The sequence below is a fragment of the Variovorax sp. genome (genome assembly GCF_035634955.1).
Classification (GTDB): Bacteria; Pseudomonadota; Gammaproteobacteria; order Burkholderiales; family Burkholderiaceae_C; genus Variovorax.
Map to the genome: position 1 here is coordinate 224,236 of NZ_DASQBZ010000025.1, position 21,788 is coordinate 246,023.

Consider the following 21,788-nt stretch of genomic DNA (forward strand, 5'->3'; position numbering starts at 1 on the left):
GCTGTTTCGCCTGTGCGTCGGCCGGCGCTCAGGCGGCGTGGGCGCTGGCGGCCTCCTGGGCATGCCGCGCCTGGAAGTCGGCGTAGGCGCGCTCCAGCCCGTCGCGCAAGGAGGTGCTGGCCTGCCATCCGAGCCGTCGCAGCAGGCCGACGTCGAGCAGTTTGCGCGGTGCCCCGTCGGGCTTGGAGGAGTCGTACTCGAGCCTGCCGCCGAAACCCACCACGTCGGCCACGAGTGCGGCCAGTTCGGCGATCGACAGGTCGTCGCCGGTGCCGACATTGACGTGGCTCTGCATCGGCCGCGTGTGGGCGGCCAGCTCGTGTGCCGGGAGGTTCATGACGTGAACGCAGGCCTCGGCCATGTCGTCGACGTAGAGGAACTCGCGCCGCGGCTTGCCGCTGCCCCAGATGGCCACGGAAGGCGCGTCGGCCAGCCTGGCGTCGTGCAGGCGCCGGATCAGCGCGGGCACCACGTGGCTGTTCTCGGGGTGGTAGTTGTCGCCCGGCCCGTAGAGGTTGGTCGGCATCACGCTGCGATAGTCGGTGCCGTATTGACGGTTGTAGCTCTCGCACATCTTGATGCCGGCGATCTTGGCGATCGCGTACGGCTCGTTGGTCGGCTCGAGACTGCCCTGGAGCAATGCCGATTCGTCCATGGGCTGGGCCGCCATGCGCGGATAGATGCAACTCGATCCGAGGAACAGCAGCTTGCGCACGCCGCTGCGCCATGCCTCGTGGATCACGTTGGCCTGCACCATCAGGTTGCCGTGAATGAACTCCGCCGGATAGGTGTTGTTCGCGTGGATGCCCCCCACCCGCGCGGCGGCCAGATACACCTCGTCGGGACGCTCGCTTTCGAACAGCGCGCGCACGTCGGCCTGTTGCGTGAGGTCCAACTCGGCATGCGTGCGCGTAATGATGTGGGCATGTTCCTGGCGTTGCAGGCAGCGCACGATCGCGCTGCCGACCATGCCGCGGTGACCGGCGACGTAGATGCGTTTTCGGATGTTGGGCATGGGGTGATGGGTCCCGGAATGCGGCGGCGATGCTGGCGGCCGCTCAGCGCGAGCCGTCACCGGTGAAGACCACCACAACCGTCTTCACGAGGATCTTGCAGTCCAGCCAGAGCGACCAGTGCGTCACATAGTACGCGTCGAGCTCGACCCGCCTGGCGTAGGGCAGCCGGTTGCGTCCGCTGACCTGCCACAGGCCGGTGATGCCGGGTCGCATGGCGCAGTAATGCTGCCAATCGCGGCCGTAGAGCGTGCGCTGGCGCTCCATGCAGGGGCGAGGCCCGACCAGGCTCATGTCGCCCTTGAGGACGTTCCAGAATTGCGGCAGCTCGTCCATGCTGAGCTTGCGAATGAGCTTGCCGATCGGCGTGATGCGGGGATCCCGCTCGAGCTTCTGGAAAGTATCCCATTCGGTCCTGGCCACGTCGTTCTTGCTCAGGAAGTGATCGAGCACCGCGTCGGAGTCCTGCACCATCGACCTGAACTTGTAGAAGCGGAAACGCCGCCCATCCTGGCCGAGCCGAATCTGGCCGAAGTGGACCGGGGCGCCCATGCTCACGCGCACGCACAGCGCAGTCAGCAGGTACAGCGGACCCAGGAGGATGAAGAACAGCAGCGCGCCGACGATGTCCATGCTGCGCTTGGCGGCCCGTTCCAGCAGGTTCAGGCGTTGCGGCGCGGCCGGCGCGCCAAAGGGCAGGGAGTGACCGCCTCCATCTGAAGGGAACTCTCGGTTCAGATGGCCGTGGGCACTGGAGTCGGGACGGAACATGCAGATTCCTTGTACGGGCGGCGCGGAAGCGTTCTAAAGGCCATGTAACGCTTTGCTACTACTGGCAAGAATTTGAACACAAAAGATAACTTATGTCCCGCCGTCGAACGGCGTACGCCAAACGATGCATGTCTCTCCGCTGCACCCCTACACGCGAGGCATACGCAACTCAGAAAACCGGGTCGCCCGCACGCCAAATGTGTAGTACTTTAGGTTTTAGCATGAGTAACGGAAGTCTGGAAATATTTGTTGTGTGTGTGCACCGACTTCTTCCAAAACGTTAACGAGAATCAATGTGCGGGGCAGGCCCATTCGCGTCGGCCAACCATGAAAAAAGGGCGGCCCGGAATGCTCCGGGCCGCCCTTGCGGACTTTGTTTGACGGCCGAGGGGCCGTCCGACTGATCAGGCCGCCGGTGTGTCGGCGCCCTTCTGGTCCTCGAACGGCAGGACCACGTTCGACAGGTCGCGCCGGGTTTCGACCAGGATCACGTCGTCGTCGAACTTGACCGGCACGGGCCGTTCGCGCGGCACATGGATCGGCTTCGGTTCGGCCGCGATGGAGGCCTGCACCTGCGCCACGCGTTCGGCGTCGGAATTGACCCATTGCAGTCCGGCACCTTGTGCGATCTGGGCCAGGTCGGCCGTCGGCAGGGCGAACGGCGTCACCCGTGGCATGGCGCCCCGGCCGGCCGATGCCTCGGCAGGCGCGGCGACCGGTGCGGCGGCGCTGGCCGTCGTCCCGACCGACTCCAGCACCGGCGCCGGGGCGACCGGAGCGGCGATCTGGACTGCGGGCGCGGCAACCTGCTCGTCCCGTGCCGTCATCGGCTCGGCGGCGGAGGTGTCCGGCGAGCCGGCTTCGTCGCGCGGGGCACGCTCGCGGCGATCGCGGCCATAGCGGTCTCGCGAGCGCGGACGGCGTTCCTCGCGTTCCGCGTCCTGCCCTGCAGCCGTGTTCACTTCTCCCGGCTGCACTTGCGCTGCGTCGGCCACTGGCTCCTGAGGAGCCTGGGCGTCTGCCTCGGCACGCTGGTCTTCGCGCGGGGCGCGTTCGGCACGGTCGCCACGCTCACCACGCTCACCACGCTCACGACGCGGGCGCTGTGCGCGTTCGCGCGGCGCTTCGTCGGTGAATCCTTCGCGCTCCGGTGCGGTCGACAGGGCTTCAGGCGCAGCGTCGGTCACGCCGTCCTGGCTGGGTGCCAGGGCTCGGACGTCATTGCCACGGCGTTCGCCGCGACCGCCACGGCGCTCGCCGTCGCGTCCTTCGCGCCGGTCGCCTTCACGCCCCTCGCGGCGCTCGTCACTGCGTACTTCGCGGCGCTCATCGCTGCGTCCTTCACGACGCTCACCGTCGCGCGCCTCACGGCGTTCGCCGTCGCGTGCTTCACCGCGTGCCTCACGGCGCTCGCCGTCCCGCCCTTCACGGCGCTCGTCGCCGCGTCCTTCGCGACGGTCGCCCTCGCGGCGCTCGCCTTCGCGCCCTTCACGGTTTTCCCGTGCCGGGCGGCCTTCGCGATCCTCGCGGCGCTCGCGCACCTCGGCGCCTTCGCGGTTGTCGCGGGCTTCGCGGACGGGCTGCTCACGCCCTTCGCGACCCGACTGGCCTTCCGGTCGCGCGTCCCGGCGCTGCTCGCCGTTGCGGCCACCGCGTCGGTCACCGCGTCCGCGGCCTTCGCCATCGCGGCCACCGGCACGGCGGGCTTCGCCGTCACGGCTGCGGCCGTCGCCTTCGCGGCGGCCGTCTCGCCGGCCCTGCCTGGGGGCTTCGGCCGGGGCAGCGACAGGAGCCGGGGCGGGCGCAGGCGCCGGAGCGGGGCTGATGCCGAACAGGCTCTTGATCCAGGCAATGAAGCCATGCTCGGCCGGAGCTGCGGTCGACGCAGCCGTCGCGGCGGCCGGCGCGGGTGCGGCGACAGGCGCGGCCGGCGCGCGGGCAGCCACTTCGGGGCGCGGGGTGGCGACCGGCGCCGGCGCGTCGGGCAGCACGCCCTTGATGACCGGTGTCTGGCGGTTCGTCGGCTCCTGCGAGCGGCGGGTGACGTCCGTCGGGTCCTCGACCGTGTCGGCCATCTTGTAGCTGGTCTTCACGTGGTCCAGGCGCGGATCGTCGTGCTTGAGGCGCTCGAGCTTGTAGTTGGGCGTTTCGAGCGACTTGTTGGGCACCATCAGCACGGTGACGCGCTGCTTGTATTCGATCTTGGCGATCTCGGGGCGCTTCTCGTTGAGCAGGAAGGAAGCCACTTCCACCGGCACCTGCACGTGCACGGCGGCGGTGTTGTCCTTCATCGACTCTTCCTGAATGATGCGCAGGATCTGCAGCGCGCTCGATTCGGTGTCGCGGATGTGCCCGGAGCCGCCGCAGCGCGGGCAGGGCACCGAGGCGCCTTCGCTCAGCGCGGGCTTGAGGCGCTGGCGGCTCATTTCCATCAGGCCGAACTTGCTGATCGAGCCGAACTGCACGCGCGCACGATCCTGGCGCAGCGCTTCGCGCAGGCGGTTTTCCACCTCGCGGCGATTCTTCGACTCGTCCATGTCGATGAAATCGATGACGATCAGCCCGCCCAGGTCGCGCAGGCGCATCTGGCGCGCCACTTCGTCGGCCGCTTCCAGGTTGGTGCGGGTAGCGGTTTCCTCGATGTCGCCGCCCTTGATGGCGCGTGCCGAGTTGACGTCGATGGACACCAGCGCTTCGGTGTGGTCGATCACGATGGCGCCGCCGCTGGGCAATTGCACCGTGCGGGCGTAGGCCGATTCGATCTGGTGCTCAATCTGGAAGCGAGAGAACAGGGCGGCGTCGTCGCGGTAGCGTTTGACGCGGGCGGCATGCTCGGGCATGACGTGCGCCATGAACTGCTGCGCCTGCTCGTAGATGTCATCGGTGTCGATCAGGATGTCGCCGATGTCATGGTTGAAATAGTCGCGGATGGCGCGGATGACCAGGCTCGATTCCTGGTAGATCAGGAAGGCGCCCTTGCCGCCCTTGGCGGCGCCGTCGATGGCGGTCCACAGCTTGAGCAGGTAGTTCAGGTCCCACTGCAGTTCGGGCGCGGTGCGGCCGATGCCGGCGGTGCGCGCGATCATGCTCATGCCCTTGGGGTACTCGAGCTGGTCCATCGCCTCCTTGAGCTCGGCCCGGTCGTCGCCCTCGATGCGCCGGCTGACGCCGCCGCCGCGCGGGTTGTTGGGCATCAGCACGACATAGCGGCCGGCCAGCGAGATGAAGGTGGTGAGCGCCGCGCCCTTGTTGCCGCGCTCTTCCTTCTCGACCTGGACGACCAGTTCCTGGCCTTCCTTGATCGCCTCGTTGATGCGCGCCGAGCTGGCGGAGACGCCGTCGGCGAAGTATTGCTTGGAGATTTCCTTGAACGGCAGGAAGCCGTGGCGGTCTTCGCCGTAGTCGACGAAGCAGGCTTCCAGGGAGGGCTCGACGCGGGTGACGACGGCCTTGTAGATGTTGCCCTTGCGCTGTTCGCGCCCTTCGATCTCGATCTCGTAGTCGAGGAGCTTCTGCCCGTCGACGATGGCCAGGCGGCGTTCTTCGGCCTGCGTGGCGTTGATCAGCATCCGTTTCATGATGCGTTGTCCTTGTTTCTATCGCTGTCACATGCCCATGACGGGCCAACGATGCACGGACGCTCGCTCGCGAAACGACGGGATTGCCGCTGGACTCCGGTTGCGCCAGGCATGTCGGCAGGCCTCGAGGCATGCCGACGGCCCGAGCATCAGCTCGTCAACCGGAGTGGGGGCGCGTGGATGGGGGCGAGCCCGATGTGATGCCGATGGGCCGCCGCTCGGGTGGCCTTGGGCGCAGCGCGGGGCGCTCGCACAAACGCCGACTCCACGGCCGCCGCCGCCGGTCGGAACCGGTGCAGTAGCCATTGAATCAGCATCATCAACACAAGAAAGCTCGCTTCGATCCGTCGGCAGAAGATGTCTGCCGACTGGGAATTCCGTAAGGTGTTTCGTGGGCGTCGCCTTGGCTCGTGCGGGATACCTGCCACCCACGGTGCTGGGGCACGGGGTTTGCCGGTACTCCGCCTAAGCGGCATCGACCTTCCGGCGCGGACCCTCCTTGTGCTCTAAACTTCTTCGCTTAAATCAAGCACTTACTAGACCGCGCTGGTGAAGAACATTATAGGTGGGAAGCAGGCGCCTGCGACAAGGCAGGCGCGGCCCGGCGCCGACGCCGTCAGGCACCTGACGGTCGACGAGTCGGGGGCCGGCCAGCGCCTGGACAATTTCCTGTTCCGCTCACTCAAGGGCGTTCCCAAGACGCATGTCTACCGGATCATCCGCTCCGGCGAGGTGCGAGTGAACAAGGGCCGTGCGCAGGCTGAGACCCGGGTAGAAGACGGCGATGTCGTGCGGCTGCCGCCGGTAAGGGTTTCCGAGCGTGCCACCGAGCCCGGCGCCGGGCCGCAGGCGCCAGCGCGGGAATTCGCGCTGTTGCATGAAGACGACGCATTGCTGGCGGTCGACAAGCCCGCCGGCGTCGCCGTCCATGGCGGCAGCGGGGTGAGCTTCGGGGTGATCGAGCAGTTGCGGGCCGCCCGGCCGGCTGCCCGCTTCCTTGAGCTGGTGCACCGGCTCGACCGGGAAACGTCCGGCGTCCTGCTGGTGGCCAAGAAGCGCAGCGCCTTGACGCGGCTGCAGGACCAGTTCCGGGAGCGCGAGACCGGCAAGACCTACCTGGCGCTGGTGCTCGGCGACTGGCCGGCCAACAAGAAGGTGCTGGACGCGTCGCTGGCGCGCTACCTGGTCAGCGGCGCGCCGGACGGCAAGGCCGAAGGCGAGCGGCGCGTGCGGGTGGTGCCCAAGGACCACCCCGACGCCATGCGGGCCGTGACCCTGGTGCGGGTGCTGGCGCGGACCACCGCCGGGCCCGAGGCGATGCCGCTGAGCCTGCTGGCCGTCACCATCAAGACCGGCCGAACGCACCAGATCCGCGTTCACCTGGCGTCGGCCGGCCACCCGATCGCCGGCGACGAGAAATACGGCGATTTCGCCGTCAACCGTGCCTTGCAGAAGGCAGGCCTCAAGCGCATGTTCCTGCATGCCTGGCGCCTGCGATTCACCCATCCCGCGAGCGGCGAGCCGATGGCGCTGGAGGCGGCCCTGCCCGCCGACCTGTCCGGTGTGCTGGCGCCCGCCGTCCTGACTGAAATATCTTCCGATGCCCGAATCTCCTGACCGCCGTTTCGACCTGATCGCCTTCGACTGGGACGGAACGCTCTTCGACTCCACCGCGATCATCGTGCGCTGCATCCAGTCGGCCGTGGTCGACGTCGGAGGCGCCCGCCCGGGCGACCGGGAGGCCGCCTGGGTGATCGGCCTGGGCCTGGCCGAAGCGCTGGCCAGGGTGGCACCCGACGTGGCCCCCGACCGGTACGTGGAACTGGGCGCCCGCTACCGCTTCCACTACACTCGCCACCAGGACGACCTGGTGCTGTTCGAGGGCGTGCTCGAGATGCTCGATGCCCTGCGCGGCCGCGGCCACCGGTTGGCGGTGGCGACCGGAAAGTCGCGCAAGGGTTTGAATGCGGCACTGGCGTCCACCGCGCTGCAGGGACGGTTCGACGGCTCGCGCACCGCCGACGAGACCGCCGGCAAGCCGCATCCGCGCATGTTGTTCGAGTTGATGGAGGCGCACGGCGTGTCCGCGGAGCGCACCCTCATGATCGGCGACACCACGCACGACCTGCAGATGGCGCGCAACGCCGGTTGCGCGAGCGTCGGCGTGAGCTACGGCGCGCACGCGCCGGACGCCTTCAACGCGCTCGGGCCTCTTTTCGTGGCGCATTCCGTGTCCGGCCTGCGCGACTGGCTGGCGGAAAACGCCTGAGCGGGCGAAGACCGGCATGGATGCACCGGGGGATCCCGTCGCGCTGTGTCGTTCGGCCGACCTGGCAGAGGGCGGCCGTGCGGTTTCCTTCGACGTCGTCTATGGCGGGCAGAGCTGCCGCGCGTTCGCCGTGCGCTTCGAGGGCGCCGTGCATGCCTATCTCAATCGCTGCTCGCACGTGGCCATGGAGCTCGATTTCAAGCCGGACCATTTCTTCGACGACACCGGCCAATGGCTGCTGTGCGCCACTCACGGGGCGGTGTACCGCCCCGACAGCGGCGAGTGCATGGGTGGACCCTGTCGCGGGGGGCTGGTGAAGATCGAGATCAGCGAACGCGACGGCGTGGTGCACTGGCATACTGCCTGGAACCTCAAGCCTCTCGTCTTTTGAGCACTTCATGACAGATTCGAACCGCACCGAGCCACGTGGGCTCGATACCTTTGCCGCTCAGGGCGCATCTCCGGGCACGGTCGCCCCTGGAGGCGAGGGCTCGGCGCGGCGCAGTTGGGAGCGAGACACGCTGGAGCGGCTGGCCTTCGCGGCATTGGCCGAGCAGCGCGCCGCCCGTCGCTGGAAGATCGGCTTGCGCCTGGCTTGGCTGGTCCTCATCCTGGCGCTGATCTGGATGGGCCTGTCGCGCAGCGCGACCACCGCGGCCGTCTCGACCAGCCCGCACACGGCCGTGATCGAGGTCAAGGGCGAGATTGCCGATGGCGCCGACGCCAGCGCCGAGGCCATCGTTGCCTCGATGAAGAGCGCCTTCGAGGACACCGGCGCCAAGGCGCTCGTACTGCTGATCAACTCGCCCGGCGGCAGCCCCGTCCAGGCCGGCATCGTCGCCGACGAGATCAAGCGCATGCGCCAGCGCTACAAGAAGCCGATCTACGCCGTGGTCGAAGAGAGCTGCACCTCGGCGGCCTACTACATCGCCTCGGCGACCGACAAGATCTTCGTCGACAAGGCCAGCCTGGTCGGCAGCATCGGCGTGCTGATCGACGGCTTCGGCTTCACCGGTGTCATGAATCGCGTCGGTGTCGAGCGGCGCCTGATCATCTCCGGCGAGAACAAGGGCTTCCTCGATCCGTTCACCCCGATGAGCGACGAGCAGCGGGCGCACGCGCAGCAGATGATCGACCAGATCCACGAGCAGTTCATCAATGTCGTCAAGGCGGGGCGAGGCGACCGGCTGAAGGCCCAGACACCCGGCTTGTTCAGCGGCCTGTTCTGGACAGGCCAGCAGGCGGTCGACATCGGCCTGGCGGATCAGCTCGGCAGCATCGACTACGTGGCCCGCGAAGTGGTCAAGGCCGAGGAAGTCGTCGACTACACCCGGCACGAGAACGTGGCCGAGCGCCTGGCGCGCCGTTTCGGGGCCACGCTGGCCGATGCGGCCTTCGGCGCCGTCTCCTCGCGCGCTGCGCCGTCCGTGCGCTAGGTATGCGCGAATCCGCCGCGGCTCACCGGCGGCGATTCAGGGTCCGAACGCAAACACCGTAGGCAGGCGGCTCGCCTCCTGCGGTGTCGCGGCTCGCCATGCCTTGACGGTGCGGCAGGTCACGGCGGCGCCGGGCAAGGTCAGGCCCGCCGCCAGGGCCAGCCGCGTGCCGGGCTGCAGCGTCTGCAGCAGTGCCTGCAGCAGCGCGGCGTTGCGGTAGGGCGTTTCGATGAACAACTGGGTCTGGCCGGTTCGCAGCGCCAGCGATTCGAGCTCCCGCACACGCTGGGCCCGCTGCGCCGGGTCCTGGGGCAGGTACCCGACGAAGGCAAAGTTCTGGCCGTTCAGCCCGCTGGCTGCCAGCGCCAGCAACAGCGAGACCGGGCCCGTCAGTGGGGTTACCGGCACTCCGGCTTCGTGCGCCGCCCGCACGACCGAGCTGCCCGGGTCCGCGACGGCCGGCATGCCCGCCTCGCTGAGCAGCCCGAGGTCGTGGCCTTCCAGCGCGGGTGCGAGCAACGCGCGGGCGTCGAACTGGCCGGCGTGGTCACCTTTCTTGTGGACAAGGCGGGGCAATTCCTGGATGTGCTGGGCCTGCAGCGGCACTGCCAGCGGATGCAGCTCGTTGATGCGCTTGAGGTAGGCGCGCGCCGACTTGGCGTTCTCGCAGATCCAATGGGTGATGCCGGCGGCGATGCCGAGCGTGCCGGCCGGCAGCACCTCCTGCAAGGGGGCCTGGACCTCGCAGCCGAAATCCAGCGGCGCCGGCACCAGGTACAGCGTGGCGGGCCGGGTCAAAGCAGGTCCACTCCTGCGGCGCGCAACATGCGGCACGTGCGGATCAGCGGCAGGCCGACCAGGGCGGTCGGGTCGTCGCTCTCGATGGCTTCGAGCAGGCCGATCCCCATGCCTTCGCTCTTGGCGCTGCCGGCGCAGTCGTATGGTTGCTCGGTGCGCAGGTAATGTTCGATGGCGGCATCGCCGAGGTCGCGGAACACGACACGCACCGGTGCGATGTCCTGCTGGCAGAAGCCTGCGTCCAGGCACACGACGGCGAGGGCCGTGTGGAAGATCAAGGTCTGCCCGCGCATCCGGCGCAACTGTTCGACGGCCCGCTCGTGGTTGCCCGGCTTGCCCAGCGCTTGCCCGTCCAGGTCGGCGACCTGGTCGGAGCCGATCACCACGGCCCCCGGAAACCGCGCGGCGACCGCCTGCGCCTTGGCGAGCGCCAGGCGCCGGGCCAGTTCGCGCGGCGCTTCGCCCGGCAGTGCCGTTTCGTCCACGCCCGGCGCGTGGACGTCGAATGGCAGGCGCAAGCGCTCGAGAAGTTCGCGCCGGTAGCGCGAAGTGGAAGCCAGGATGACGGTCCGGGTATGCATGGCTGGCGATTGTGCGTGATCGCGCGGCTCGGGTTTAGACTGCACCGATGACCCGAGTTTTTTCACCTGAGCGACTGGACGTTGCCGCCTTTGCGCAGGCCGGGGCGCGGTTGGCCGGCCAGGATCCGCTGACCCGCTACGTGCGCCTGTCGGCCGAGGCCGCGGTGCCGTCGCAGGAAACTTCCGTGCACTGGGAGGCGGCAGGCGAGTCGCGCCAGGACGGCGCCGGCCGGGCTGAGCCCTGGCTGCATCTTTTCGCGCACACGCGCGTGCCGCTGGTGTGCCAGCGTTGCCTGGCGCCGGTCCAGGTGCCGCTGGAGGTCGACCGCTGGTTCCGTTTCGCACCCGACGAGGCAACGGCGGCGCTGCTGGATGAGGAGGCCGAGGAGGACGTCCTGGCCGTCAGCCGTGATTTCGACCTCCATGCCCTGGTCGAAGACGAACTGCTCATGGCCTTGCCGATCACCCCGCTGCATGACGAGTGCCCGCAGGCGCTGCCTGCCTCGGCCATCGACCCCGAGTTCGAGCAGGCGCAGGAAGGCAAGCCCAACCCGTTCGCCGGCCTGGCCAAGCTTCGGCGCGACAGTGGTCACTGAGGCGTGTCGGCCAGGGCAGGCGGACGCGTGCCCAGGGCTGGCGCGGCGCGGAGGGCATGCGCTATAATCGAAGGCTTCGTGCGTGCGAACTGGCGAATTGGCGCCTGCGTCCGGGCCGTGCCGACAGGCGGGGCTGGACCAGCCGAGAAGCCCGGGCAGAGGCGAGTGAGTTGGCCAACTTCAGTTGATCAACTTAAGTAACTCGAATTTGGTCTGGGTGATATCTGGGTAAGTCTCGCAGATATCTGCCAAGGTAGGCGGCCGTTGTGTAATGGTCGTTGAATAATGGCCGTTGAGTGCGCGCCCCACGAGCATCGAGCTCACTTTAAGCAACCAACCGAATTCCAGGAGCCGACCATGGCCGTCCAGCAAAACAAGAAGTCGCCGTCCAAGCGCGGCATGCACCGTTCGCACAATGCATTGAACGTTCCCGGCATTGCCGTGGAGCCGACCACGGGCGAGACGCACCTGCGTCACCACATCAGCCCCAACGGCTTCTACCGCGGCCGCAAGGTTCTCAAGACCAAGTCCGAAGCCTGATCCATATTTCAGGCCAAGGCCCGAGGCTACCCAGGCTGTAGCGTCGGGCCTTTGTTTTTGATGGCTACGCCTTCTTCTTCCGCGCCCGCTTCGCAATCGGTGGTCACGCTGGCCGTCGACTGCATGGGCGGCGATCATGGGCCGTCCGTGACATTGGCGGCCTGCAGGGCTTTCCTGGCTCGCCACGAGCAGGCTTCGCTGCTTCTCGTGGGCAAGCCCGAGGCGCTCTCGTCCTTCTCGCATCCGCGGGCGCGCATCGTGCCGGCCAGCGAAGTGGTCGGCATGGACGACCCGATCGAGATCGCCCTGCGCAAGAAAAAGGACTCCTCGATGCGCCTGGCCATTGCCCAGGTGAAGGACGGTGCCGCGCAGGCCGCGGTGTCGGCCGGCAACACCGGCGCCCTGATGGCAATCGCCCGCTACCTGCTCAAGACCATGGACGGCATCGATCGGCCGGCCATCGCGCCGCAGCTGCCCAACATGAAGGGCGGCGCCACGACGGTGCTCGACCTTGGCGCGAATGTGGATTGCGACGCCGAGGATCTGCTGCAGTTCGCCGTCCTGGGCTCCGCGCTGGTGTCGGCCTTGACGGGCAACGACTCGCCATCGGTGGGCCTTCTCAATGTCGGCGAGGAGGCCATCAAGGGCAGCGAGACGATCAAGAAGGCTTCGCAACTGCTGCGCGAAGCCGGCCAGTCGCAGGATCTGAACTTCCACGGCAATGTGGAAGGCAATGACATCTACAAGGGCACGACCGATATCGTGGTGTGCGACGGCTTCGTCGGCAACGTGGCGCTCAAGGCCAGCGAGGGCGTCGCGACGATGATCAGCGACTTCATGCGCTTCGAGTTTTCGCGCAGCATATTCACGAAACTCGCCGCAATCGTCGCCTATCCGGTTCTAAGTTCCCTGAAAAAGCGACTTGATCACCGTCGTTACAACGGTGCGGCGCTGCTGGGCCTGCGCGGGCTGGTGTTCAAGAGCCATGGCTCGGCCGACGAGATGGCTTTCGGCTACGCCCTCGATCGCGCTTATGATGCCGCTCGCAACAACCTGCTCGAACGTGTTCGGGCCCGCATCGCGCACGCCGCACCACTCCTGGGGCGCCACGAAGCCGAAGCGCCGGCCGACGTGACGGCGCTTCAAGATTGATGTCCAGCTATTCCAGAATCACCGGCACCGGCAGCTACCTGCCGCCGCGCCGCGTCACCAACGACGACCTCGCGCGCGAACTGGCGCAGCGTGGCATCGAGACTTCCGACCAATGGATCGTCGAGCGCACGGGCATTCGTGCGCGCCACTTTGCCGCGCCGGACGTCGCCAGCAGCGAACTGGGCTACCAGGCTGCGCGCCACGCGCTGGAAGCCGCAGGGCGCACCGCCGCCGAGGTGGACCTGATCATCGTGGCCACGTCCACGCCGGACATGGTCTTCCCGTCCACGGCCGCAATCCTGCAGAACAAGCTCGGCATCGCCGGCTGTCCTGCGTTCGACGTGCAGGCCGTGTGCAGCGGGTTCGTGTACGCGCTTACCGTGGCCGACGCGATGATCCGCACCGGCAGCGCGAAGTGCGCGCTTGTCATCGGCGCCGAGGTTTTCTCGCGCATCCTCGATTTCAATGACCGCACGACCTGCGTGCTGTTCGGCGACGGGGCCGGGGCAGTCGTGCTCGAAGCCAGCGAAACGCCCGGCATCCTGGCCAGCGACCTGCACGCGGACGGCAAGCACGTGGGCATCCTTTGCGTTCCGGGCCATGTCTCCGGCGGCGACGTGCTGGGCAAGCCCCTGCTTCACATGGACGGCCAGGCGGTGTTCAAGCTGGCGGTCCGGGTGCTGGAAGAGGCCGCCCGGACCACCTTGGCGAAGGCCGGCCGCACCGATGCCGACATCGACTGGCTCATCCCCCACCAGGCCAACATCCGCATCATGGAAGGCACGGCCAAGAAGCTGAAGCTGCCGCGCGAGAAGCTGGTGGTCACCGTGCACGAGCACGGGAATACCTCGGCCGCCTCGATCCCGCTGGCGCTCGACCAGGCGGTGCGCGAGGGCAAGGTCAAGCCGGGTGACACCGTCATGCTCGAAGGCGTGGGCGGGGGCTTCACCTGGGGAGCCGTGCTGCTCGACATGTGAGCACCGGCCGCCGATGCGGCGGCGCGGACGCCAAGCAGGAGACTGACATCACAATGAATTCGTTTGCCTTTGTTTTTCCGGGACAGGGTTCGCAAGCCGTCGGCATGCTCGACGCGTGGGGCGACCATCCGGCCGTGCGCGACACCCTGGCCGAGGCCTCCGAGGCGCTCGGCGAGGACGTCGCCAAACTGATCCACGAAGGGCCCAAGGAGGCGCTGGCGCTGACGACCAACACCCAGCCGGTGATGCTGGTGTCGGCCATCGCCGCCTGGCGTGCCTGGCTGGCCGAGGGTGGCGCTGCGCCATCGATGCTCGCCGGCCATTCGCTGGGCGAGTATTCGGCGCTGGTCGCGTCGGGCGTCCTGACCTTGACCCAGGCCGCTCCGCTGGTGCGTTTTCGGGCGCAGGCCATGCAGCAGGCGGTGCCCGTCGGTGTCGGTGCCATGGCGGCGGTGCTGGGCATGGACGCTGCCAAGGTCGTGGCCGGCTGTGCCGAGGTGACGGCGTCCTTCGGCGCCGGCTCTGCCGAGGTCGTCGAGGCGGTCAACTTCAATGATCCGATGCAGACGGTGATCGCCGGCAGCAAGGCCGCCGTCGACAAGGCCTGCGAAGCCCTCAAGGCCAACGGCGCCAAGCGCGCGCTGCCGCTGCCGGTGTCGGCCCCGTTCCATTCGAGCCTCATGAAGCCGGCCGCCGACGCGCTGCGCGAGCGCCTGGCCGACGTGGCGTTCGCCGCGCCCCGGATCCCCGTGCTCAACAACATCGACGTCCAGGCCGAGACCGATCCTGCGCGCATCCGCGACGCCCTGGTACGCCAGGCGGCCGGCCCGGTGCGCTGGGTCGAGACGGTGCAGGGCTTGCAGGCGCGCGGCGCCCAGGCCATCATCGAATGCGGTCCGGGCAAGGTGCTCGCCGGCATGGCCAAGCGCATCGCGCCGGAGCTGGCCTCGGGCAGCATCTACGATCCGGCTTCGCTGGCCAGCGTTCGCCAGCAACTGGCGCCAAATACCTGATTCCATGAGCAACACCATTTCCATCGAAGGCCAGGTCGCCCTGGTGACCGGCGCCACGCGCGGCATCGGCGCTGCCATCGCCCTGGAGCTGGCGCGACGCGGCTACAAGGTCATCGGTACCGGCACCACCGAACAGGGCGCGGCTGCCATCTCGACGGCGCTCTCGGCGCACGGCGGCGTGGGATGCGCGTTCAACGTCAACGACCTCGCGGCCACCGATGCGCTGGTGGACGAGATCGTCAAGGTCCACGGCGGACTGCATGTGCTGGTGAACAACGCCGGCATCACGCGCGACACGCTGGCCATGCGCTTGAAGGACGACGACTGGGACGCCGTGCTCGACACCAACCTCAAGGCGGTGTTCCGTCTGTCGCGGGCCGTCATTCGCCCGATGATGAAGCAGCGCTATGGCCGCATCGTCAACATCACCAGCGTGGTGGGCGCATCCGGCAACCCGGGGCAATCGAACTACGCGGCGGCCAAGGCCGGCGTCGCAGGCATGGCCCGCGCATTGGCGCGCGAACTCGGCAGCCGCAACATCACCGTCAACTGCGTGGCGCCCGGCTTCATCGAGACCGACATGACCGCCTCGCTGCCGGAAGCGCAGCAGCAAGCCCTGTTGTCCCAGATCCCGCTGGGACACCTGGGCAAGCCGGCGGACATCGCGCACGCGGTCGCCTACCTGGCGTCGCCACAGGCGGCATACGTGACAGGCCAGGAATTGCACGTCAACGGCGGCATGTATATGTAGGCCCATTCGGGCCCCCAGATTTCTCCCAAGCGGCGGGTGGCGGGACAATGTGTCCGGCCCGCTAAAATCCACCGGTTTACTTACAACCCTTAGAGGGAACCAAATGAGCGATATCGAAGCACGTGTCAAGAAAATCATCGCCGAGCAACTCGGCGTCGAAGAGTCCCAGGTCACCAATGAAAAGGCCTTCGTGGCCGATCTGGGTGCGGACTCGCTGGACACGGTCGAACTGGTGATGGCGCTCGAGGACGAGTTCGGCATCGAGATTCCCGACGAGGACGCCGAGAAGATCACCACCGTGCAGAACGCCGTCGACTACGCCGTCAAGCACCAGAAGGCCTGAACGGCAACGCCAGTATCCGTTTCGGACGCGTCGCCCCGCTTCGGGCGCGATGCACCGGCGGACGTCATCTCCCCAGAAAGGTTTGCCGGCATGACCAAACGCCGCGTTGTCGTAACCGGGCTGGGTTGCCTGGCCCCCGTCGGGAACACCGTCGGGGAAGCCTGGGCCAACCTGTTGGCCGGTCGCTCGGGTATCGACACGATCAGCAGCTTCGATGCCTCGAACCTGGCCTGCCGCTTCGCCGGTGAGGTCAAGGGTTTCGACATCACCCAATACATTCCCGAGAAGGAAGCGCGCCACATGGACCGCTTCATCCATCTCGGGCTGGCGGCGGCCGTCCAGGCCGTGCACGACAGCGGCCTGCCGACCGGCGACGCGCTGTCGCCCGACCTGGCCGTGCGCATCGGCTGCAACATCGGCTCGGGCATCGGCGGACTGCCGATGATCGAGCAGACCCATGCCGAACTGACCAACCGCGGACCGCGTCGCATTTCGCCGTTCTTCGTGCCGGCGTCGATCATCAACATGATCTCGGGCCACGTGTCGATCAAGTTCGGCTTCAAGGGGCCCAACATTGCGGTGGTCACGGCCTGCACGACCGGGCTGCACGCCATCGGCATGGCCGCGCGCATGATCGAGTACGGCGATGCCGACGTGATGATCGCCGGCGGCGCCGAGTCCACCGTCTCCCCGCTGGGCATTGGCGGGTTCGCCGCGGCGCGTGCGTTGAGCACACGCAACGACGATCCCAAGACCGCCTCCCGCCCCTGGGACAAGGATCGCGACGGCTTCGTGCTGGGCGAGGGCGCCGGCGTCATGGTCATCGAAGAGTACGAGCACGCCAAGGCGCGCGGCGCGAAGATCTACGCCGAGGTTGCCGGTTTCGGGATGTCGGGCGACGCCTATCACATGACGGCGCCGGACGTGGACGGCCCGCGCCGCTCGATGGCCAACGCACTTGCCAACGCCGGCGTCAACGCCGACGAGGTGATGTACGTCAATGCGCACGGCACGTCGACGCCGCTGGGCGACGTGAACGAGACCAACGCCATCAAGCTCGCCTTCGGCGACCAGGCGAAGAAGATGGTTGTGAATTCCACCAAGTCGATGACGGGACACCTGCTCGGCGGTGCCGGCGGCATCGAGTCGGTGTTCACGGCGCTGGCGGTGCATCACCAGAAGAGCCCGCCGACCATCAACATCTTCAACCAGGATCCGGAGTGCGATCTCGACTACTGCGCCAACGAGGCGCGTGATCTGAAGATCGACGTGGCCGTCAAGAACAACTTCGGCTTCGGCGGCACCAACGGCACGCTGGTGTTCAAGCGCGTTTGAGTTCTGTATCTGCCCTGAGCATCGCACCATGCGCAGCGCCCCATCGGTGATCTATCCGGTGGGGCGTTCGCGCTTGGCGGGCGGCCTGTTGCTGGGCCTTTGGCTGCTGGGCGCCGGGGCTGCGGCTGCCTGGTGTTCGCAGGCGGCCCTGGCTCCCTGGCAAGGGGCGCTGCTGGCTGCGGCGCTTGCGACCGCCGCGGGCGGGGCCATGCGTGCGGCGCGTCTGGGCGCGGGCATGCGCCTGCGCTGGGACGGCCGCGAATGGCGCATCGAAGGACGCGCCGCACCGGGTACGGGCGAAGCGGTGGTTCACCTGGATTTCCAGTCGCTGCTGCTGGTGCGCCTGCGGCGGGCCGGCGCGCCATCGGCCTGGATGTGGGCGGAACGCGCAGCCGATCCGGCGCGATGGCCAGCCTTGCGGCGGGCGCTGTACGCGCCGGTGCCGATCGCGGCGTCGGCACGAAGCGCACCCGGGCGCCCATGAATAGCGACGACGACCACCCCACGCCGGCCCAGGAGCCGGCCTCTGCGCGACCACCCGACGTCGACTTCCAGGTCGTGCAGCGGGTGCTCGCCGGAGACAGCCGGGCCTTCGAGCTGCTGGTGCTGAAGTATCAGCGCCGCATCGAGCGCCTGATCGGCCGCATGGTCCGTGACGTCGACCTGGTGGAGGACATCGCGCAGGAAACGTTCATCCGCGCCTACCGGGCCCTGCACCAGTTCCGCGGCGAGGCCCAGTTCTACACCTGGCTCTACCGCATCGCCGTCAACACCGCCAAGAAGGCGCTGGTCGACATGAAGCGCGATCCGACGATCAGCGAGGCCGCCTTGCGCGCCAGCGACGACGATGATGAAACTTACCGGCCCGGAAACGAACCAATCACGGACGAAAGCCCCGACACCATCCTGGCCGCCAAGGAAATCGCGGCCGCGGTGAACGCTGCCATGGAGGCGCTGCCCGCGGAGCTACGCCAGGCGGTCACGCTGCGCGAAGTCGAAGGCTTGAGTTACGAAGAGATCGCCCAGGTCATGAATTGCCCCATCGGAACCGTGCGCTCGCGCATCTTCCGGGCTCGCGAGGCTATTTCAACCCGGGTCAAACCTCTTCTTGAGAGCCAATCCGGCAAACGGTGGTAGCGAGACAGGTGACGATATGAATGACGACGACAGCATGCGCGAACAGGTGTCCGCCCTGACGGACGGCCAGGTCCAGGACGAGTCCCTGGCCCGTCTGATCGAGCGGGTATGCAGTGACGACGCATTACGCGATACCTGGCGCACCTATCACCTGGTGGGCGAGGTGCTGCGATCGGGCCAGCACAGCGTGTGCGCAGATTCCGACCTTTTCGTCGCGCGGTTCCGGCAAACGCTCTCCGCCGAAGCCGCCGCACCAGCTTCATTTGCGCAGGACGTGTCGCAGGCGCAGCCGGCGCCCCGCATACGCGCTGAGGCGGCCAACGAACCCGTGTTCCGGTGGAAGATCGCGGCCGGCGTGGCGTCTCTCGCCGCCGCGGCGGCGATCGGCTGGAACTGGATCGGCGGAGTTCCCGGCCAGGCGCCGGCGGGCACGCAACTGGCGCAGCAGGCACCGGCGGCGGTCGTCTCCGGCGTGGTGACGCCAAGTACGCCGCTCGTGGCGGCGGGCGAGCGCCAGCAGGCCGACCTGATGCTGCGGGACCCGCGCCTCGATGCGCTGCTGCAAGCGCACCAGCAAGCCGGCGGCGCATCCAACATGCCCTCCGCGTTCCTGCGCAACGCCACCTTCGAAGGACCCAGCCGCTGATCGCCGTCACACGTCCGACCATGAGTGCCTGCGTGCGCTGCCCGGCGCAGTCGATATTCGTTGCACTGGCCGCGGCGGCCATGCTGCACGGCGCGAATGCACAGGAAGCGCCCGCGCCCGCGGCGCCCCAGCGGCAGGCCGCCCAGCCTGACGCTGCTGCGCACCAGCGCGGAGTGATCGACTGGCTCAGGCGAATGCACGAGGCCTCGCGCCGGGTTTCCTACATCGGAACCTTCGTCGTCTCGGCAGGGGGGAACGACTGGTCCAGCGCGCGCATCTGGCATGCATGCGACGCCGGCGGCACGACGCAGGTCGAGCGCGTCGAGGCGCTGACCGGCGCACCGCGAACCACTTTCCGGCGGGGAGAGCAGGTGCTGACGTTTCTGCCGGAGCGCCGCATCGTGCGCAGCGAAAAGCGCATCGATCTCGATCAGTTTCCCAGCCTGAGCAAGCCGGACGAGGCGATCGCCACGTACTACGACGCCAAGGTCGTCGGCGAGGCGCGCGTCGCCGGCTTCGACACGGACGTGGTCCAGCTGGTGCCGCGCGATGCACTCCGGTTCGGCTATCGGATGTGGGTCGAGCGCGGGTCCGGCCTGCTGACCAAGCTCCAGACGCTCGACGCCGCCGGCCGCACGGTTGAGCAGTCGGCATTCTCCGAGCTCGAACTGGATGCGCCGGTGAAGGTTCAGGCGCTGTCGCAGATGATGGCCAAGACCGATGGCTATCACCTGGAGGCGGTCGACGTCGAGCGGATCGACGCCGCGGCCGAGGGCTGGATGCTCAAGCAGCCGGTGCCCGGTTTCCGGGAGATGCATTGCTTCCGCCGTGCTGCGAACGGGCAGGGCGCGCGCACGGTTCAGTGGATCTTCTCCGATGGGTTGGCCTCGGTGTCGCTGTTCGTGGAGCCCGATGATGCGAACAGCCATCGGCGCGAGGGCTTGCTTGCCCTCGGGGCGACCTATACGCTCACGCGGCGGCTATCCGGCGGCGGACAGGACTGGTGGCTGACGGCCGTAGGCGAAGTCCCCCCGCAGACGTTGGAGCGATTTGCCACCAGTCTTGAGCGCGTGCCGCGCTGAAGCCCCGCCTGCATCTCGCCGGCATCGACGGCAGCCCACACACTGTCAACCTCTAGCTATCGATTGAACACCTATGCTTCCAAGAGTTGAAGGAAAGATCCGCACCTTCCTGGCGGCCGGCGCCCTGGTGCTGGGCGGCGCGCTCGGATTCGTTCCGGCCGCGCCGGCATCTGCCCAGGTACGAGCATTGCCCGACTTCACGGACCTGGTCGACCAGGTCGGCCCGTCGGTGGTGAATATCCGTACGATCGAGCGCGTCACTCAGCGGGGCAACCCCGAGATGGACGAGGAAATGCAGGAGTTCTTCCGGCGCTTCTTCGGCCAGCCGCTGCCCGGCCCGACACCGCGCGGGCGTCCCGAGCCGCGCGAGGAGGAGCGCCCGCGCGGCGTCGGCTCCGGCTTCATCCTGACCACCGACGGCTTCGTGATGACCAATGCACACGTCGTGCAGGACGCCTCCGAGGTGCTGGTCACGCTGCCGGACAAGCGCGAATTCAAGGCCAAGCTGATCGGCGCCGACAAGCGCACCGACGTGGCGGTCGTGAAGATCGACGCCACCGGGCTGCCGGCGGTCAAGGTCGGAGACGTCTCCAAGCTCCGCGTGGGCGAATGGGTCATGGCCATCGGCTCGCCGTTCGGCCTGGACAACACGGTGACCGCGGGCATCGTCAGTGCAAAGCAGCGCGACACCGGCGACTACCTGCCGTTCATCCAGACCGACGTTGCGATCAACCCCGGGAACTCCGGCGGACCGCTGATCAACATGCAGGGCGAGGTGGTGGGCATCAACAGCCAGATCTATTCGCGCTCGGGTGGCTTCATGGGGATTTCCTTCTCGATTCCGATCGACGAGGCCATCCGCGTGAGCGACCAGTTGCGGGCCACGGGGCGCGTGTCGCGCGGCCGCATCGGGGTGCAGATCGACCAGGTGACCAAGGAAGTCGCCGAGTCGATCGGCCTGGGCAAGCCTGAAGGCGCGCTGGTGCGCAGCGTCGAGGACGGCTCGCCGGGCGAGAAGGGCGGCATCGAGGCTGGCGACATCATCACCGCGTTCGATGGCAAGAAGATCGAGCGTTCGAGCGATCTGCCGCGTCTGGTGGGCAACACCAAGCCGGGTTCGAACAGCACCGTCACCGTATTCCGCCGCGGCAAGGCGGTCGACCTGAAAGTCACGATCGGCGAGTTCGAGCCCGACAAACCGGCCCGCGTGCCGACCAGCGAACCGCCCTCGCCGAAGGCGCCGTCCGGCGTGGCCAAGACCATTGGGCTTCAGGTGACGAATCTGAACGAGCAGCAAAAGCGCGACCTCCGCCTCAAGGGTGGTGTGGTGGTGGAGGTGGCCACGGAGGCCGCTGCCCGCGCCGGGCTGCGTGAAGGCGACGTCATCGTCGCGGTGGGCAACACCGAGATCGCCAACGTCAAGGAGTTCGACAGCGCCTTGGGCAAGGCAGACAGATCCAAGCCGGTCAACATGCTTTTCCGGCGGGGCGACTGGGCCCAGTACGCACTGGTCCGGCCCCCCCGTTGATCGACGGCGCCGTCAAGTGGCCCCAACCGGCAGTCGGGATTGGGGCCACTTTTTGGTGTCCGTCCCACGCCATCGAAAAATATTCCGCCCGCCTTCCGGCTCTTTAAGTTAGTTTGCACATACTAACTATCTCGCGAGCTTATGACGTCATTTGATAGAATAGACCGCCTTGCGGCAGGCCAAACGCATAAGACGGAGGGGACGGTTCACGATGCGATACGGCATGTGACAGTCCACCGACA

The 21,788-nt window shown here is 67.6% G+C and carries 22 protein-coding genes; 17 read left to right on the top strand and 5 right to left on the bottom strand.

The genetic code is table 11. The features are described 5' to 3' along the window. Positions 1-28 precede the first annotated feature (28 nt). The 3 genes from fcl to VES41_RS15345 form a co-directional block, all read right to left on the bottom strand. Positions 29-1,015 (bottom strand): GDP-L-fucose synthase, encoded by a 987-nt coding sequence (gene fcl / locus VES41_RS15335; protein WP_324818595.1) that lies wholly within the window; start codon positions 1,013-1,015, stop codon positions 29-31. 43 nt (positions 1,016-1,058) lie between these two features. Next, complete coding sequence (locus tag VES41_RS15340) at positions 1,059-1,784, bottom strand: sugar transferase (RefSeq protein WP_324818598.1); 726 nt, start codon at positions 1,782-1,784, stop codon at positions 1,059-1,061. Between the two features lie 404 nt (positions 1,785-2,188). Beyond that, positions 2,189-5,362 (bottom strand): Rne/Rng family ribonuclease, encoded by a 3,174-nt coding sequence (locus VES41_RS15345; RefSeq protein WP_324818600.1) that lies wholly within the window; start codon positions 5,360-5,362, stop codon positions 2,189-2,191. A 549-nt stretch (positions 5,363-5,911) separates the two neighbouring features. Here VES41_RS15345 and VES41_RS15350 point away from each other — a divergent pair. The 4 genes from VES41_RS15350 to VES41_RS15365 are packed head-to-tail and all read left to right on the top strand — an operon-like array spanning position 5,912 to position 9,067. Continuing rightward, complete coding sequence (locus VES41_RS15350; protein WP_414719147.1) at positions 5,912-6,979, top strand: RluA family pseudouridine synthase; 1,068 nt, start codon at positions 5,912-5,914, stop codon at positions 6,977-6,979. Next, a complete protein-coding gene (locus tag VES41_RS15355) occupies positions 6,963-7,631 on the top strand; it encodes an HAD-IIIA family hydrolase (protein WP_324818602.1) in 669 nt (222 codons plus the stop codon). Before VES41_RS15350 ends, VES41_RS15355 begins: the two co-directional genes overlap by 17 nt. 16 nt (positions 7,632-7,647) lie before the next feature. Next, entirely contained in the window at positions 7,648-8,022 is a 375-nt protein-coding gene (locus VES41_RS15360) for a Rieske (2Fe-2S) protein (RefSeq protein WP_324818604.1), read from the top strand. Between the two features lie 7 nt (positions 8,023-8,029). Continuing rightward, a complete protein-coding gene (locus VES41_RS15365) occupies positions 8,030-9,067 on the top strand; it encodes a S49 family peptidase (RefSeq protein ID WP_324818607.1) in 1,038 nt (345 codons plus the stop codon). Between the two features lie 36 nt (positions 9,068-9,103). Here VES41_RS15365 and VES41_RS15370 read toward each other — a convergent pair whose 3' ends face one another. Both VES41_RS15370 and VES41_RS15375 read right to left on the bottom strand, forming a co-directional pair. Next, positions 9,104-9,865, bottom strand: coding sequence for an SAM-dependent methyltransferase (locus VES41_RS15370; RefSeq protein ID WP_324818610.1), 762 nt, complete (start codon positions 9,863-9,865; stop codon positions 9,104-9,106). Continuing rightward, positions 9,862-10,446 (bottom strand): Maf family nucleotide pyrophosphatase, encoded by a 585-nt coding sequence (locus VES41_RS15375; RefSeq protein ID WP_324818613.1) that lies wholly within the window; start codon positions 10,444-10,446, stop codon positions 9,862-9,864. The genes VES41_RS15370 and VES41_RS15375 overlap by 4 nt, the downstream gene beginning before the upstream one ends. 47 nt (positions 10,447-10,493) lie before the next feature. On the opposite strand from VES41_RS15375, the gene VES41_RS15380 reads away from it, so the two are divergent. The 13 genes from VES41_RS15380 to VES41_RS15440 all read left to right on the top strand — a co-directional run bounded on the left by VES41_RS15380 (position 10,494) and on the right by VES41_RS15440 (position 21,546). Beyond that, positions 10,494-11,042 (top strand): YceD family protein, encoded by a 549-nt coding sequence (locus tag VES41_RS15380; RefSeq protein WP_324818615.1) that lies wholly within the window; start codon positions 10,494-10,496, stop codon positions 11,040-11,042. Between the two features lie 357 nt (positions 11,043-11,399). Further along, a complete protein-coding gene (rpmF, locus tag VES41_RS15385; RefSeq protein WP_057676887.1) occupies positions 11,400-11,582 on the top strand; it encodes a 50S ribosomal protein L32 in 183 nt (60 codons plus the stop codon). A gap of 99 nt (positions 11,583-11,681) precedes the next feature. Then, positions 11,682-12,734, top strand: a complete 1,053-nt coding sequence (gene plsX, locus VES41_RS15390; protein WP_324819540.1) for a phosphate acyltransferase PlsX — start codon at positions 11,682-11,684, stop codon at positions 12,732-12,734. Further along, the gene (locus VES41_RS15395) at positions 12,734-13,711 is read left to right on the top strand and encodes a beta-ketoacyl-ACP synthase III (protein WP_324818621.1); all 978 of its coding nucleotides are present in this window, start codon (positions 12,734-12,736) and stop codon (positions 13,709-13,711) included. Before plsX ends, VES41_RS15395 begins: the two co-directional genes overlap by 1 nt. Before the next feature lie 53 nt (positions 13,712-13,764). Beyond that, complete coding sequence (gene fabD / locus VES41_RS15400; protein WP_324818624.1) at positions 13,765-14,724, top strand: ACP S-malonyltransferase; 960 nt, start codon at positions 13,765-13,767, stop codon at positions 14,722-14,724. Between the two features lie 4 nt (positions 14,725-14,728). Beyond that, positions 14,729-15,475, top strand: a complete 747-nt coding sequence (gene fabG, locus VES41_RS15405; protein ID WP_324818627.1) for a 3-oxoacyl-ACP reductase FabG — start codon at positions 14,729-14,731, stop codon at positions 15,473-15,475. Positions 15,476-15,578: 103 nt separating this feature from the next. Beyond that, positions 15,579-15,818, top strand: coding sequence for an acyl carrier protein (gene acpP / locus VES41_RS15410; RefSeq protein ID WP_286658656.1), 240 nt, complete (start codon positions 15,579-15,581; stop codon positions 15,816-15,818). Between the two features lie 90 nt (positions 15,819-15,908). Next, positions 15,909-17,153 (top strand): beta-ketoacyl-ACP synthase II, encoded by a 1,245-nt coding sequence (fabF, locus tag VES41_RS15415; protein WP_324818631.1) that lies wholly within the window; start codon positions 15,909-15,911, stop codon positions 17,151-17,153. A 28-nt stretch (positions 17,154-17,181) separates the two neighbouring features. Next, the gene (locus VES41_RS15420; protein ID WP_324818634.1) at positions 17,182-17,637 is read left to right on the top strand and encodes a hypothetical protein; all 456 of its coding nucleotides are present in this window, start codon (positions 17,182-17,184) and stop codon (positions 17,635-17,637) included. Beyond that, a complete protein-coding gene (gene rpoE, locus VES41_RS15425; RefSeq protein WP_324818636.1) occupies positions 17,634-18,290 on the top strand; it encodes an RNA polymerase sigma factor RpoE in 657 nt (218 codons plus the stop codon). Before VES41_RS15420 ends, rpoE begins: the two co-directional genes overlap by 4 nt. Next, entirely contained in the window at positions 18,262-18,936 is a 675-nt protein-coding gene (locus VES41_RS15430) for a sigma-E factor negative regulatory protein (protein ID WP_324818638.1), read from the top strand. The genes rpoE and VES41_RS15430 overlap by 29 nt, the downstream gene beginning before the upstream one ends. A gap of 20 nt (positions 18,937-18,956) precedes the next feature. Continuing rightward, complete coding sequence (locus VES41_RS15435; RefSeq protein WP_324818640.1) at positions 18,957-20,018, top strand: MucB/RseB C-terminal domain-containing protein; 1,062 nt, start codon at positions 18,957-18,959, stop codon at positions 20,016-20,018. A 73-nt stretch (positions 20,019-20,091) separates the two neighbouring features. Beyond that, a complete protein-coding gene (locus VES41_RS15440; protein WP_324818643.1) occupies positions 20,092-21,546 on the top strand; it encodes a DegQ family serine endoprotease in 1,455 nt (484 codons plus the stop codon). The last annotated feature ends 242 nt before the right edge of the window (positions 21,547-21,788 follow it).

Excerpts from the sequence above, each read along its gene's own strand:
- VES41_RS15360 (WP_324818604.1), top strand. The coding sequence starts at position 7,648 with ATGGATGCACCGGGGGATCCCGTCGCGCTGTGTCGTTCGGCCGACCTG.
- fabF (WP_324818631.1), top strand. The coding sequence starts at position 15,909 with ATGACCAAACGCCGCGTTGTCGTAACCGGGCTGGGTTGCCTGGCCCCC.
- VES41_RS15440 (WP_324818643.1), top strand. The coding sequence starts at position 20,092 with ATGCTTCCAAGAGTTGAAGGAAAGATCCGCACCTTCCTGGCGGCCGGC.
- VES41_RS15375 (WP_324818613.1), bottom strand. The coding sequence starts at position 10,446 with ATGCATACCCGGACCGTCATCCTGGCTTCCACTTCGCGCTACCGGCGC.
- fabG (WP_324818627.1), top strand. The coding sequence starts at position 14,729 with ATGAGCAACACCATTTCCATCGAAGGCCAGGTCGCCCTGGTGACCGGC.
- fabD (WP_324818624.1), top strand. The coding sequence starts at position 13,765 with ATGAATTCGTTTGCCTTTGTTTTTCCGGGACAGGGTTCGCAAGCCGTC.
- VES41_RS15365 (WP_324818607.1), top strand. The coding sequence starts at position 8,030 with ATGACAGATTCGAACCGCACCGAGCCACGTGGGCTCGATACCTTTGCC.
- acpP (WP_286658656.1), top strand. The coding sequence starts at position 15,579 with ATGAGCGATATCGAAGCACGTGTCAAGAAAATCATCGCCGAGCAACTC.
- VES41_RS15435 (WP_324818640.1), top strand. The coding sequence starts at position 18,957 with ATGAGTGCCTGCGTGCGCTGCCCGGCGCAGTCGATATTCGTTGCACTG.
- VES41_RS15395 (WP_324818621.1), top strand. The coding sequence starts at position 12,734 with ATGTCCAGCTATTCCAGAATCACCGGCACCGGCAGCTACCTGCCGCCG.
- rpmF (WP_057676887.1), top strand. The coding sequence starts at position 11,400 with ATGGCCGTCCAGCAAAACAAGAAGTCGCCGTCCAAGCGCGGCATGCAC.
- rpoE (WP_324818636.1), top strand. The coding sequence starts at position 17,634 with ATGAATAGCGACGACGACCACCCCACGCCGGCCCAGGAGCCGGCCTCT.
- VES41_RS15345 (WP_324818600.1), bottom strand. The coding sequence starts at position 5,362 with ATGAAACGGATGCTGATCAACGCCACGCAGGCCGAAGAACGCCGCCTG.
- VES41_RS15380 (WP_324818615.1), top strand. The coding sequence starts at position 10,494 with ATGACCCGAGTTTTTTCACCTGAGCGACTGGACGTTGCCGCCTTTGCG.
- VES41_RS15340 (WP_324818598.1), bottom strand. The coding sequence starts at position 1,784 with ATGTTCCGTCCCGACTCCAGTGCCCACGGCCATCTGAACCGAGAGTTC.
- VES41_RS15355 (WP_324818602.1), top strand. The coding sequence starts at position 6,963 with ATGCCCGAATCTCCTGACCGCCGTTTCGACCTGATCGCCTTCGACTGG.
- fcl (WP_324818595.1), bottom strand. The coding sequence starts at position 1,015 with ATGCCCAACATCCGAAAACGCATCTACGTCGCCGGTCACCGCGGCATG.
- VES41_RS15420 (WP_324818634.1), top strand. The coding sequence starts at position 17,182 with ATGCGCAGCGCCCCATCGGTGATCTATCCGGTGGGGCGTTCGCGCTTG.